Annotated in this window: 14 protein-coding genes; 12 read left to right on the top strand and 2 right to left on the bottom strand. The window is 50.3% G+C overall.

Features of this window, described 5'->3' with window-relative positions; genetic code table 11:
* Window positions 1–42: 42 nt before the first annotated feature.
* Window positions 43–423, bottom strand: a complete 381-nt coding sequence (locus tag WKJ03_RS05800; protein ID WP_337841225.1) for a hypothetical protein — start codon at window positions 421–423, stop codon at window positions 43–45.
* Window positions 424–569: 146 nt separating this feature from the next.
* On the opposite strand from WKJ03_RS05800, the gene WKJ03_RS05795 reads away from it, so the two are divergent.
* From WKJ03_RS05795 to htpG, 8 genes are all read left to right on the top strand, one after another.
* The gene (locus WKJ03_RS05795) at window positions 570–884 is read left to right on the top strand and encodes a hypothetical protein (RefSeq protein WP_337841224.1); all 315 of its coding nucleotides are present in this window, start codon (window positions 570–572) and stop codon (window positions 882–884) included.
* 53 nt (window positions 885–937) lie between these two features.
* Window positions 938–1,771, top strand: a complete 834-nt coding sequence (locus tag WKJ03_RS05790; protein ID WP_337841223.1) for a DUF692 domain-containing protein — start codon at window positions 938–940, stop codon at window positions 1,769–1,771.
* On the top strand, window positions 1,761–2,486 hold the full coding sequence (locus WKJ03_RS05785; protein ID WP_337841222.1) for a putative DNA-binding domain-containing protein: 726 nt from the start codon (window positions 1,761–1,763) through the stop codon (window positions 2,484–2,486). The genes WKJ03_RS05790 and WKJ03_RS05785 overlap by 11 nt, the downstream gene beginning before the upstream one ends.
* Window positions 2,487–2,717: 231 nt before the next feature.
* Window positions 2,718–3,266 (top strand): adenine phosphoribosyltransferase, encoded by a 549-nt coding sequence (apt, locus tag WKJ03_RS05780; protein ID WP_337841221.1) that lies wholly within the window; start codon window positions 2,718–2,720, stop codon window positions 3,264–3,266.
* A 16-nt stretch (window positions 3,267–3,282) separates the two neighbouring features.
* Window positions 3,283–5,418: a DNA polymerase III subunit gamma/tau gene (gene dnaX / locus WKJ03_RS05775; RefSeq protein ID WP_337841220.1), complete on the top strand. Its 2,136-nt coding sequence runs from the start codon at window positions 3,283–3,285 to the stop codon at window positions 5,416–5,418.
* A gap of 141 nt (window positions 5,419–5,559) precedes the next feature.
* On the top strand, window positions 5,560–5,889 hold the full coding sequence (locus WKJ03_RS05770; protein WP_337841219.1) for a YbaB/EbfC family nucleoid-associated protein: 330 nt from the start codon (window positions 5,560–5,562) through the stop codon (window positions 5,887–5,889).
* Between the two features lie 5 nt (window positions 5,890–5,894).
* Entirely contained in the window at window positions 5,895–6,500 is a 606-nt protein-coding gene (recR, locus tag WKJ03_RS05765; protein WP_337841218.1) for a recombination mediator RecR, read from the top strand.
* Between the two features lie 149 nt (window positions 6,501–6,649).
* Window positions 6,650–8,578 carry a molecular chaperone HtpG gene (htpG, locus tag WKJ03_RS05760; protein ID WP_337841217.1) on the top strand — a complete coding sequence of 643 codons (1,929 nt, stop codon included), beginning with the start codon at window positions 6,650–6,652 and terminating at the stop codon, window positions 8,576–8,578.
* 60 nt (window positions 8,579–8,638) lie between these two features.
* Here htpG and WKJ03_RS05755 read toward each other — a convergent pair whose 3' ends face one another.
* Window positions 8,639–8,935, bottom strand: a complete 297-nt coding sequence (locus WKJ03_RS05755; protein ID WP_337841216.1) for a hypothetical protein — start codon at window positions 8,933–8,935, stop codon at window positions 8,639–8,641.
* A 419-nt stretch (window positions 8,936–9,354) separates the two neighbouring features.
* On the opposite strand from WKJ03_RS05755, the gene WKJ03_RS05750 reads away from it, so the two are divergent.
* The 4 genes from WKJ03_RS05750 (at window position 9,355) to hemH (ending at window position 12,615) form a co-directional block, all read left to right on the top strand.
* A complete protein-coding gene (locus tag WKJ03_RS05750; protein WP_337841215.1) occupies window positions 9,355–9,882 on the top strand; it encodes a sigma-70 family RNA polymerase sigma factor in 528 nt (175 codons plus the stop codon).
* Entirely contained in the window at window positions 9,875–10,585 is a 711-nt protein-coding gene (locus WKJ03_RS05745; protein ID WP_337841214.1) for a DUF3379 family protein, read from the top strand. Before WKJ03_RS05750 ends, WKJ03_RS05745 begins: the two co-directional genes overlap by 8 nt.
* A 349-nt stretch (window positions 10,586–10,934) precedes the next feature.
* A complete protein-coding gene (gene adk, locus WKJ03_RS05740; protein ID WP_337841213.1) occupies window positions 10,935–11,579 on the top strand; it encodes an adenylate kinase in 645 nt (214 codons plus the stop codon).
* Window positions 11,580–11,631: 52 nt separating this feature from the next.
* On the top strand, window positions 11,632–12,615 hold the full coding sequence (gene hemH / locus WKJ03_RS05735) for a ferrochelatase (RefSeq protein WP_337841212.1): 984 nt from the start codon (window positions 11,632–11,634) through the stop codon (window positions 12,613–12,615).
* Window position 12,616: the final 1 nt, after the last annotated feature.

Here is a 12,616-nt window from a genome sequence, read left to right as displayed (position 1 = left end):
CCCTACTCTAGCCCAATACGCCCTGGCAGAAAAGTCTGGTTTTTATTGCTGCTTACTTTGTTCGCTTGCTCTGTTGGCATGGGTTTTACATTTATTACAGCGCTGGGCTGCAGGGTCCAGCTGCAGTGCTTCTGGTTCAATAACGCATTCACAGTCAGAGCAAATGCCATACAAATTCAGTTCGAGCTGGCTGAGAGCTGCGAGCACGGCGTTTAGCCGTTCAAGTTGTTGGGCTATGCACCAGGGGCAATTGTTGTTGAGCAGATCTGGCCAGTCAAAAATGGCGTAACTCTGCAGTTTTTCTGCTAACGAGCGTTCGGCAGCCCGCTGTTCCTGCAGCAGGAGTTGGATTATCACTCCTTGTAGCTTTGCCAGTTCCTGCTGCAATTTTTGTTGGCATTGTGCGTGGACTGTCTGAATCATAGGCCCTCCAGTGAGAAGGTGCAGAGTAAAACGAATTCGAAGTGCGGCCCCTGATATAAATCAAATAAATTGTGCAAGCCTGAAATATTTTCTAAGGTTGAGCTGTCTATCAGAGGCAACTTAATGCAAACCAGAGGAACATCATTATGAAATCCACATCGTCAAAAGTCGCTATCAGTGCATTAGTTTTAGGCTCATTATCAGCGGTCAGCTTAGCTGCTCAGGCTAACCCTTTTGCTGCTGAACAACTGCAGGCGGGTTACCAGCTGGCGTCAGCTGAAGCCTCTTGTGGCGCGGATAAGAGCAAAGAAGCCAAATGCGGTGAAGACAAAGCGAAAAAAGACAAAGAAGGCAAGTGTGGTGAAGGCAAATGTGGCGAAGATAAAAAAGACGCCAAAGATAAAGCCAAAAAAGATAAAGAAGGTAAATGTGGCGAAGGCAAATGCGGTGGTGCTGCCTGAGTGTTGTCGGCTGACCTGAGCTCAGGTCAGCCGTTTTTGGAGGAGTAAAGCCAATGTTGATGGAGACCTCTGTGGGGTTGGGGTTAAGGCGGGACTTTGCTGACGAGGTCATTCAACAACCACAGCATGGCATTGATTTTTTTGAAGTGGCACCAGAGAACTGGTTGCCTTATGGCGGGGCTTACCAGAAAAAATTTCGCGCCCTGACTGAACAATACCCTGTGATCTGTCATGGTTTGTCTTTGTCACTTGGCAGCCCGGATCCATTGGACTTTGCTTTTTTACAGCAACTGAAGCAGTTTTTTGCAGAGCATCAGATCACGGTGTACAGCGAGCACTTGAGTTATTGCTCGTTGGATGGCCACTTGTACGATTTGTTACCTATTCCTTTTACTGAAGAAGCGGCGCGTTATGTCGCAGAGCGGATCCGCCAGGTGCAGGATGTGCTGGAAATGCGCATTGCCATTGAAAACGTTTCCTATTATGCAGCGCCGGGCCAGCAGATGACGGAGCTGGATTTTACCAAAGCCGTGCTGGAGCTGGCGGATTGTGACTTATTGCTCGATGTAAACAATATTTACGTGAACTCAGTGAATCATGGGTATAACGCGTCGGAATTTTTGGCCGCTTTACCTGGTCAGCGCATTCGTTATGGTCATGTAGCCGGCCATTACCGACAAAGCGAAAGCTTGTTGATTGATACCCATGGTACAGAGGTCGCTGATCCGGTGTGGCAATTATTGGCCGAAGCTTATCAAATGCATGGCGTGTTTCCGACTCTACTGGAACGCGATTTTAATATTCCTGGCTTGGACGACTTAAAACGGGAATTGCAGATCATCCGGCGGACAGTCGCACAACGACAGGGGCTGGCGTATGCAGTTTAAGCAGGTGCAACAGCAGTTTGTCGGTTATTTACGTAATGCGTCAGCCATAAAACCGCCAGTGCCGGATGAACGTCTGGCGGTGTATCAGGAGCTGCTGTTTAATAATGTCAGTGGTTTTATCGACAGCGCTTACCCTGTGCTGAAATCCTTGCTTGACGCGGAACGCTGGTTGCAGCTGAAACGGCAGTTTTTTGCAGACTTCCGTTGTTCCAGTCCTTATTTCCTGCATATTGCCGGGCAATTTTTGCAGTTTTTGCAGCAAAGCCAGACTGAACCTGAACCGGTATTCTTAGTGGAGCTGGCCCATTATGAATGGCTGGAGCTGGATGTAGCGACGCGCAAAACAACAGCTGTTCAGCAGCAGAGTAACGGGATCGATGGTTTACTGATGGTGTCTGAGCTTGCTGAAGTTCAGGCCTATCATTACCCTGTGCATCAAGTCTGCACAGACTTTCAACCTACAGAAACCAGACCGACATTTTTGCTGTTGTACCGTGACAACGACGATGAAGTTCAGTTTGTTGAACTGAATTCGTTAAGTGCTTTGTTATTGCAATTGCTTCAGTCTCAGCCCGGTTTAAATTTTACCGAACTGACTGCACAGCTGCAGCAGTATTTGCCAGCATTGGAAAAACAGCAGATAGAAAGCGGGGCACGCCAGTTATTGTTGGATTTTGCGGCAAAAGCTGTGGTGCATACTTTCCAACCGGCATGAAATTCATTACCATGTCGGCCTTTGATGTTCTGTGAGTCAAACAAATGGCAGACGAAAATTTTAAAGAGTCTTTTGGTGTTGGCCAGTTACTGGGTCTTGTCGCAGTTTTTGTTGCGCTGCTGTGCCTGGCTCCGATCTTGACCTGGTTAAACATTGCCAGCTAAACCTAGTCTGGTGAGAGAAAACCGCCTGCAGGCGGTTTTTTTATCTGCGCAAATTAAGGAGTGACGCATGTCTTCACAAGCCTTGTCAGCCTTGCTGACACAAGTTATTAAAGCTGTTCCTGATTATCCGAAGCCAGGCATCATGTTTCGCGATGTCACCAGTTTAATGCTGGACGCGGACGCTTTTGCCAAAGTGATTGATGCGTTTAAAGCGCAATATCAGGGCCAGGGCATCACGAAAATTGTTGGGACTGAATCCCGGGGGTTTATCTTCGGTGCCCCGCTGGCTTATGCGATGGGCCTGCCTTTTGTGCCGGTACGCAAACCGAATAAACTGCCGCGTGAACGTATTGGTCAGGCTTATTCGCTGGAGTACGGCGATGACAAGCTGGAAATCCATATTGACGCGATTCAACACGGCGATAAAGTGTTGTTAGTAGATGACTTATTGGCAACTGGTGGTACTATTGCTGCAACATCCAGCCTGGTCCAGCGTTTAGGTGGCACAGTGCAGGCGGCGGCTTTTGTCGTTAATTTGCCTGACTTAGGCGGACAAGCCAAGTTAGAGGCTTTAAATATTCCGGTATTTACGCTGGTGGAGTTTGCCGGCGATTAAAAACAAGGCAGGTGGCATGAGTTATCAGGTACTGGCACGAAAATGGCGGCCACAGCAATTCTCTGAGCTGGTGGGGCAGGACCATGTCAAAGCCGCGCTTGGTAATGCGCTGACCAACAACAGACTGCACCATGCTTACCTTTTTACCGGCACCCGGGGCGTCGGTAAAACCACTATAGCCCGTATTTTTGCCAAAAGTCTGAACTGCGAAACCGGAATTACGGCCACTCCTTGTGGCCAGTGTTCCACCTGTTTGGAAATCGAACAGGGTTTTTATGTGGATCTGCTGGAAATAGACGCGGCCTCGCGCACCAAAGTCGAAGACACCCGGGATCTGCTTGACAATGTGCAGTACGCACCCAGCCGCGGCCGCTATAAGGTGTACCTGATCGACGAAGTGCATATGCTGTCAAGGCACAGTTTTAATGCACTGCTCAAGACGCTGGAAGAGCCTCCTCCACATGTGAAGTTTTTACTGGCCACCACTGATCCGCAAAAACTGCCTGTGACAGTGTTATCCCGTTGCCTGCAGTTCAGTTTAAAAGCGCTGAGTCCGGAACAGATTAAGCAGCATCTGGCTTATGTGCTGACACAAGAAGGTCTGCCTTATGATGAGGAGGCGCTGGCGCTGTTGTCCCGCGCTGCCAAAGGTAGCCTGCGCGACTCGCTGAGTCTGACCGATCAGGCGATAGCACAGGGCAATGCCCAGGTGCGTTTACCTGTGGTACGCGACATGTTGGGTTACCTGGAACAAAGCTGGGCCGAATTGGTGCTCAAAGCATTGCTGGAGAGAGATGCGCCTTTGTTGCAGCAGACGCTGGATCAACTGGTCCAGCAGCACAGTCACTTCAGCGCCGTGTTGGATGATATGCTGGCTCTGTTGCATCTGGCGGCTTTGTGCCAGTTCAACTGGCAGGCGGCAGAGCTGTCGGCACAAAGCTCTGATTTTGTCCGGCAGCTGGCTGAGCAAATCAGCCCTGAAGTACTGCAGCTGTATTATCAGTTATTGATTAGCGGTAAAAAAGAGCTGGCGTATGCGCCAGAGCCCCGCATTGGTCTGGAAATGGCCTTGTTGCGTGCTTTGGCTTTTGTGCCTGCAGACGCTGGCCCTGCAGAGCCTAAAGCAGCCGTGTCGCAGGCCGACAAGCTCAGAGCCAAATTTAATCTGCCAACAACTGCTATTCAAAGCAGCGAGCCAGCCAAAGCCCAACCTGAGATGGAAGCTGAGACGAAAACTGCAGTTAGTGCAACGCCACAGCAACACAGCGGTGTGCAGGCTCCGGCGGCAGCTGAGCCTGCGGCGCTGTCAGCCACAGCCTCTATACTGGCCCGTCGCGGTTTTGGCCCTGCGGCAGACAACGCGGGTGCTGGGCAGGTGACAGCTGCAAAAAAGTCTGATGCCGCTGCGGCGGCAGTGGCGCCTCAACGCACAGTGACAGCTGCAGCGGTTTCAGCCCATGTCGTCGTGGCGACACCAGAACAAGCCGCTGTCGAGCGTCCACCTGTTGCAATGGCCGCTCCTGCCCCTACAGCTTTGCCAGCACAGGAAGAAGGGCCTCCTTGGCACGATACGGACGTGCAACTCCCGGCTGCAACCAGCTCCTTTCACCTGTCTGAGGAAGAGGCTGAGCATGTTGAACCGCTGGAATTCAGTGCAGCTGAACTGGAGAGGGCCGCTGATTGGGCCTGGCAGCAACAGCAGGCCGAGCCTGCGGCTCCTGCTTATCAGTTTGACGGTGTTATTACCGCTGAGAATTTCTCTGTGCGCCTGGCTGCCCAGGTCGACCCTTGGGCAGCCCTGGTGGATGGCCTGGCTTTGGGGGGGCTGATGCGGTTGTATTTATTGCATAGCAGCATGGAGTGGCAGCAGGACACTGCGGTACTGACAGTCTGTCAAAGCCAATCGCATCTTGATAAAGCAAAGTTCCGCCAGGAACTGATGGTGCACTTAAGCCAGGCCTTTGGTAAAAACGTAGAATTAAGCATCCAGTATCAGGAGTGGGTCGAATCCTGTCCTGTGGCTATTCAGCAACGGATCGAGCAGGAACGCAGGGTGTATGTGGAAGAGTTGTTGCAGCAAGACCCGAATGTAAGGGCTTTGCAGCAGTTGTTTCAGGCCGAGTTTTTGCCCGAGACCATAGTGGTGAACTAGGGGAGTGCAGCCGCTTTGCAGGGGGTACTCTCTTCCTGATTCGGGTGGGGTGAACTGATGCGGGCGAAGCAGTTGCCCCTTGAGTTTTGGCGGCTGACTCATTAAGGTGTCGGCCTTTGATTGAATAAAGAGAGCAGACTTATGTTTAAAGGTGGCGGTTTAGGCAACATCATGAAGCAGGCGCAAGCCATGCAGGAAAAGATGCAAAAGGCGCAACAGGAACTGGCGAATCTGGAAGTGACAGGGGAGTCAGGTGCTGGTCTGGTCAAAATCACGATGGCGGGTAATCACAATGTACGCCGGGTCAGTATTGACGACAGCCTGATGCAGGATGACAAAGACATGCTGGAAGATTTAATCGCAGCCGCTATCAATGACGCGGTGCGTCGGGTCGATGAAAGCAGCAAAGCAAAAATGGCATCTGTCACAGGTGGTATGCAGTTACCTCCTGGTTTTAAAATGCCGTTCTAACGCTGATGAGCAAGTTCAGTCCGCTTATCCAGCAGTTGGTTGATTCGCTGCGGGTTTTACCCGGTGTTGGGCCTAAGTCCGCCCAGCGTATTGCATTGCAGCTGCTGGAGCGCAACAGGGCCGGGGCGATGCAGCTGTCCAAAGCACTGGCCAATGCGATGGAGCATGTCGGTCAATGTGCCAAATGCCGGACTTTTTGTGAGACTGAACTTTGCCATATCTGTGCTGACTCACGCCGTTCAGACAGTCCCAGTCTTTGTGTGGTGGCATCGAGCGCTGATCAGTACGCCATAGAACAAACAGGCCAGTTTAAAGGCCGCTATTTTGTCCTGCAGGGCCAGTTGTCACCACTCGATGGTATAGGGCCGGCACAATTGGGGTTGGATAAATTTCAGCAGCAATTGTCTCAGGGAGGTGTCAGCGAAGTGATTCTGGCAACCAACCCTACTGTTGAAGGGGACGCCACCGCTTATTACATTGCTGAACAGTGTAAAAAGTACCAGGTGCAGGTGTCGCGTATCGCTCATGGGGTACCGGTAGGTGGGGAACTTGAATACGTTGATGGGACTACCTTATCCCATGCATTCAGTGGCCGTAAGCCGTTAATTTAACCTTGGCTGTTATTGCAGCAGTTACATGCCTTTCACTAAGAAAGCCTAAATACCCCTCTTGAAAATATGGGGATTACCCCCAAATCCTGACACATCTCATTAAAACGGGCGTTTGCCCTTCAATGTCTTATTTGTGTAAGGAGCTGCCAATGACAGAAACAGTACAAAAACAAACGCATGGCTTTCAGGCTGAAGTGAAGCAACTGCTACAGTTGATGATCCACTCGCTGTATTCCAATAAAGAAATTTTCCTGCGTGAACTGGTCTCCAACGCCTCAGATGCGGCTGACAAATTACGTTTTCTGGCGCTGTCCGACAGCAGCCTGTATGGCAATGATGGCGAGCTGCGGGTGCGTATCAGCCTGGATGAACAAGCGAAAACCCTGACCATCAGTGACAACGGTATTGGTATGACACAAGAGGAAGTCATCACCAATCTGGGGACTATTGCCAAGTCTGGCACCAAAGAGTTTTTCAGCCAGCTGTCGGGCGATCAGAGCAAAGATTCCAAACTCATTGGTCAGTTTGGTGTGGGGTTCTACTCGGCTTTTATCGTGGCTGATAAAGTCACAGTCCGCACCCGTAAAGCGGGGCAACCAGCCGATGCGGCCATTGAATGGGAAAGTTCAGGCGAAGGTGAATACAGCATCAGCCCAATCAGCAAAGAAGGCCGCGGCACCGACATCATTCTGCATTTACGTGACGAAGAATCGGAGTTTTTAAGCCGCTGGAAAGTAGAGTCCATTGTCACTAAATACTCTGACCATATCAGTATTCCTGTTGAAATGTGGCAGGAAGGCACAGCTGAGCGTGATGGTGAAGATGGCGAAAAAATTCCGGCGACCGAAGGGCACTGGAAAGCAGTCAACAAAGCCACTGCGCTCTGGATGCGTGATAAGTCAGAAATCAACGACGACGAATACAACGAGTTCTACAAGCATATCTCCCACGACTGGACTGAGCCTTTGAGCTGGAGCCACAACAAGGTGGAAGGCTCTACTAATTATACGAGTCTGCTCTATGTGCCGAAAAAAGCGCCTTTTGATCTGTGGAACCGCGAAGCCCGTCATGGCCTGAAGCTGTATGTACAGCGCGTGTTTATCATGGATGACGCTGAACAGTTTATGCCGAGTTACCTGCGTTTTATCAAAGGGGTGCTGGATTCGAGCGATTTACCGTTGAACGTGTCACGCGAAATTTTGCAGGACACCAAAGTGACGCAAAGCCTGCGCAAAGGCTGTACCAGCCGTGTGCTGAAAATGCTGGAGAAAATGGCCAAAGCTGACGATCAGACGGAATACCAGACCTTCTGGGCTGAATTTGGTCAGGTGCTGAAAGAGGGGCCAGGTGAAGACTTTGCCAATAAAGAAAGCATTGCCAAATTACTGCGTTTCGCCTCCACCCATGAGGATACTGCTGAGCAAAAAGTGTCGTTGGAATCCTATGTCAGCCGGATGAAAGAAGGTCAGGACGAAATTTTCTTCTTGGTGGCTGACAGCTATGAAGCGGCCAAACACAGCCCGCATCTGGAAGTATTCCGTAAAAAAGGCCTGGAAGTGCTGCTGTTATCTGACCGTATTGACGAGTGGCTGATGCAGCACCTGACCGAGTTTGACGGCAAGAAACTGCGTTCCGTTGCCAAAGGGGGCCTGGATTTATCCAAATTGGATGACGAAGAAACCAAAAAAGCTCAGGAAGAAGCGGAAAAACAATTTGCTTCAGTGGCTGATCGTTTTAAAGCCGCGTTGGGCGAGCAGGTGAAAGATGTCAAAGTCAGCCATCGTTTGACTGACAGCCCGGCTTGTGTGGTCACTGATGAATTCGATATGAGCACACAGATGATCAAACTGATGGAGTCTGTGGGTCAGAAAGTGCCTGAAGTAAAACCCATTTTTGAACTGAACCCAGAACATCAATTGGTAAAACATATTGCTGATGTGCAGGACGAAGTTCAGTTTAAACAATGGGCGGAAGTGCTGCTGGACCAGGCTTTATTGGCTGAACGTGGCAGCCTGAAACAGCCGGCCAGCTTTGTCAGCCGCTTAAACAGCCTGCTGCTGAGCCTGGCTAAAGCCTGAACGTAAAAACAGGCACTGAGAGCAGAACAAGGTTCTGCTCTCAGTGCCATAGTGCCGATATCACCTGTCTATAGCGATGGCCTGACTGTTAGCCCGGATCCCTTCGATCATATCCTGAGAATCCCTGCGTTCTTCTTCGATCCGCTGTTTAGTCCGGCAGCGTTTGCCTTTAATTAACGAGCCCGTGCTGCGGCTTTGCTCACAAACCAATTTATTGTTGTCAGCATGTTGGGCTGTTTTTATTGCAGCAGCTTTTTCTGTAGTTGTATTTGTGGCAGCCCCTTGTTCAGTTTTTGGCGTTTGCTGACAAGCGGCCAGTAACAGAGCAATAAGCACACATCCGGATTGTTTTAGCATCTGTGTATCTCCTTGTGACAGTAGGCTGAATAACTTACCTGCTCCAACCAAAGAGCTCTATGGTCGATTACAATAGTTAACAATTTATTTAAGCTGGGGCGGGACAATGAGTGCGAGGGTAGCGTCTGTGCAACACTGTAAATCAATAAACTCACTATACCCGGTTAACGAGCCCAGCTAATTTAGGATTGCTGATCCCTGGCGCAGTTTACCCAGATCTGTGTTGAATCACACAAACTCTGGAAACGGACTGTACAACTGTGTGAAAGTTTTTCACTGTGTCCAAGGTCTTCTGGTTACAGTGTGTTGGTTGTCCGGTTTTTGGACAGCGCAGGGGACAAACCGTGTCTTTGTTGAACCCTTTCTATAATCAGTTTCGGCCAGACATAAAACAGAGTGTGCAGAATGAGAAATGCAACGTGAGAAGAACTGTGCAGCCTGCAACGACAAGAGAGCAACAGTATCTGCAGCTTGTGCAGTTGCATCAGGCGGATTTGTACCGCTATGCCTGTTGGTTGTGTAAAAACCCGGATACGGCGGCAGATGTGTTGCAGGACACCTTTTTACGGGCCTGGAAAAGCCTGGATAACCTGCAACAGCCAAACTCAGCCAAAGCCTGGCTTTTTACCATTTTGCGCCATGAAAATGCCCGTCGTTTTGAGCGCAGGCAACTGGATTACCAAGAGACAGAGCAGGAGCTGTTACCGGATGAACAGGCCGGGCCTGAGCAATGCTATGAACAGCAGCAGTTACTGGCCATGATGCAAAGTCTGGATGTGCAATACAGTGAGCCGTTGGTCCTGCAACTGATTGGAGGATTCAGTGGCGATGAAATTGCACAGCTGCTGAATTTAAATCTGAACACTGTCAATACCCGCTTATTCCGGGCCCGTAAACAGTTAAGAGAACGGCTGGAACCGCAGCCGGGGGAGCTGCAAATTGGATGAATTAGAAGTACGCCGTCAACTGCTGGCAGATCCTTATCGTTTAACCGCACAGCTGCAACAGGCATTGCGGCAGGATGCTGAGCTGCGTCAGTTTCATCAGTCAGTTTTGGAGCAGGATGAGCTGCTCAGAAATGCGTTGCATCGGACTGTACCACTGAAAATACAGCAGCAACTGCAGTTGTTACCTGTGACCTTAAACCAGCCTCAACGGAAACACTATTCGCGTGGCTGGTTAGCTCTGGCGGCCAGTCTGGCGTTTCTGGTGGGGCTGGGTCTGAACTGGGCCACCTTGTGGTATGGCCCGCAAAACCTGGGTGCGAACTCACTGGCACATGTTTACCATGAAGAGCCTTATGTGAAGCATTTGACGCAGGCGTTGTCTTTGCAGGATGTGAATATCAAACTCGCTGACTTTAATGCCCAGATGCAGCCACAGGGCTGGGCCGTGTTGTATGCCAATTACTGCCATTTTCGTGGCATGAGGTCGTTGCATCTGGTGCTGCAGACGGAGCTGGGGCCCCTGACTGTGTTTGTGGTGCCCAAAGACAGCAAAATGCAGTTTGAACCTGAGTTTGATGACGGCCGTTATTTTGGCCGCGGCATGATGCTGGATGATGCGTTGGTGGTGTTGGTGGCTGAAGGCGAAAGGCGTTTGCAACAGCAGCAGCGTCAGTTGCTGCAGCAGTTGGTGTTTCGTGCCTGAGGTTTGCTAATCTTGGCCTGTTTCAGCCGCTGAAAGCTGTTGAGGGTTTTTTAAACTTTTAAGACAGCTTTCAGCCTTATGGCCGTTCCGGATCAGTGACTTGGTTATATAGAACTACACTTTAGTCGAATAACATCCTTCAGAATTCGTGTTTTTTCGTCTGTTTTTGCGCCTCAGAGCCAGGGAACAGAGCCAGATCTATAATTGCATCACTTAAGACTAAAGACTGCTTGACTCCGTTGAAGCAGGTAGGATGAGCCGACAAATTTCTTGTCTGATGATGCGCATTATGTAAATATTCAGCCCTTGTAACGAATGGAACTATCCTAGGTTAATTGAGGTTTTTTGTATGCGTATAATTTTGTTGGGTGCCCCAGGTGCAGGTAAGGGAACACAAGCCCAGTTCCTGATGAATAAGTATGGGATCCCACAAATTTCTACCGGCGATATGTTACGTGCCGCCATTAAAGAGGGCACAGAGTTGGGCCTGGCAGCCAAGCAGGTGATGGATGCCGGTCAACTGGTCTCAGACGATTTAATTATCGGCCTGGTGAAAGAGCGTATCGCCAAAGCAGATTGTGCCAAAGGTTTCCTGCTGGACGGTTTCCCCCGTACTATTCCACAAGCCGATGCGATGAAAGCAAATGGTGTGGCTGTGGACCATGTGATTGAATTTGATGTGCCGGACGACGTCATTGTTGAAAGGATGAGTGGCCGCCGTGTTCACCCTGCATCAGGTCGTGTTTACCACATCAGTTACAACCCACCTAAAGTAGCCGGCAAAGATGATTTGACCGGTGATGAACTGGTGATTCGTGAAGACGATAAAGAAGAGACAGTGCGTAAACGTCTGGGTATTTATCATGATCAGACTGAACCATTGGTCGGTTATTACCGTAAAGAAGCTGAAGCAGGCCGTACCCAATACCATCATCTGGATGGGACTTTGCCGGTGGAGCAGGTCAGTGCCACACTGGCGGCCCTGTTAGGCTGAAAATTTCTTCAGAAAAAGCCCACTTCGAGTGGGCTTTTTTACGGGACCATACATGACAACTCAACAGCTATCTCATTCGGCTTATGCGGTGGTGCTGGTTAATCTGGGCACACCGGCTGCGCCTGAAGTACCGGCAATCAAAGCTTATCTGAAACAGTTTTTGTCGGATAAACGGGTGGTGGATTACCCGGATATTCTCTGGCAACCTATTTTGCAACTGGCTATTTTGCCATTTCGCAGCCGTAAAGTGGCCAAGGCTTACCAGTCCATCTGGTGGCCTGAAGGTTCGCCGCTGCGGGTGATCACCGAGCGTCAGGTGCACGCCTTGCAACAACAACTGCCCATCAAAGTCTGTTATGCCATGACTTATGGTGAACCTGCCATAGGCAACACCTTACAGGCGCTGACGGAGCAAGGGGTTAAACGCATTGTGATCCTGCCTCTTTATCCTCAGTACTCGGCGACCACCACTGCGGCAGTGTCCGACCAGGTCGGGGACTTTTTGCGCAGTTGCCGGAACCAGCCAGAAATACGCTTTCATAAACACTACCATCAGCACCCACTTTACCGTCAGGCGCTTGCCGCATCGGTACAGCAGCACTGGCAACAGCATGGCCAGGCCGACGCATTGTTATTGTCTTTCCATGGCATTCCGAAGCGCTTTGTCGACTTAGGCGACCCTTATGAGGCGCATTGTTTTGAAACTGCCGCTCAGCTGGCGGAAGATTTAGGCTGGCCACAGGACAAAGTGATTGTGAGTTTTCAGTCTCGAGTCGGCAAGGAGCAATGGCTGCAGCCTTACACGGATCAGCTTCTACAGACGTTACCTGCCCGAGGGATTAAAAATTTGCAGGTACTGAGCCCGGCATTTGCTGCCGACTGTCTGGAAACACTGGAAGAGTTGTCGGAAGAGAATAAAGAAATCTTCCTGCATGCTGGTGGTGAGAGCTATCAGTACATTGCTGCACTGAATGATAGTCAGCCGCATATTGATTTATTTGCAACGATAGTCCAACAACAATTACAGGGGTGGTAAG

Source organism: Rheinheimera sp. (genome assembly GCF_037442525.1).
Classification (GTDB): Bacteria; Pseudomonadota; Gammaproteobacteria; order Enterobacterales; family Alteromonadaceae; genus Pararheinheimera.
The sequence above is the reverse complement of the archived record's forward strand: the minus strand, read 5'-3'. Positions and strand labels throughout refer to the sequence as shown.

Excerpts from the sequence above, each read along its gene's own strand:
- htpG (WP_337841217.1), top strand. The coding sequence starts at position 6,650 with ATGACAGAAACAGTACAAAAACAAACGCATGGCTTTCAGGCTGAAGTG.
- WKJ03_RS05800 (WP_337841225.1), bottom strand. The coding sequence starts at position 423 with ATGATTCAGACAGTCCACGCACAATGCCAACAAAAATTGCAGCAGGAA.
- WKJ03_RS05785 (WP_337841222.1), top strand. The coding sequence starts at position 1,761 with ATGCAGTTTAAGCAGGTGCAACAGCAGTTTGTCGGTTATTTACGTAAT.
- WKJ03_RS05755 (WP_337841216.1), bottom strand. The coding sequence starts at position 8,935 with ATGCTAAAACAATCCGGATGTGTGCTTATTGCTCTGTTACTGGCCGCT.
- WKJ03_RS05790 (WP_337841223.1), top strand. The coding sequence starts at position 938 with ATGTTGATGGAGACCTCTGTGGGGTTGGGGTTAAGGCGGGACTTTGCT.
- adk (WP_337841213.1), top strand. The coding sequence starts at position 10,935 with ATGCGTATAATTTTGTTGGGTGCCCCAGGTGCAGGTAAGGGAACACAA.
- WKJ03_RS05770 (WP_337841219.1), top strand. The coding sequence starts at position 5,560 with ATGTTTAAAGGTGGCGGTTTAGGCAACATCATGAAGCAGGCGCAAGCC.
- dnaX (WP_337841220.1), top strand. The coding sequence starts at position 3,283 with ATGAGTTATCAGGTACTGGCACGAAAATGGCGGCCACAGCAATTCTCT.
- hemH (WP_337841212.1), top strand. The coding sequence starts at position 11,632 with ATGACAACTCAACAGCTATCTCATTCGGCTTATGCGGTGGTGCTGGTT.
- apt (WP_337841221.1), top strand. The coding sequence starts at position 2,718 with ATGTCTTCACAAGCCTTGTCAGCCTTGCTGACACAAGTTATTAAAGCT.
- recR (WP_337841218.1), top strand. The coding sequence starts at position 5,895 with ATGAGCAAGTTCAGTCCGCTTATCCAGCAGTTGGTTGATTCGCTGCGG.
- WKJ03_RS05795 (WP_337841224.1), top strand. The coding sequence starts at position 570 with ATGAAATCCACATCGTCAAAAGTCGCTATCAGTGCATTAGTTTTAGGC.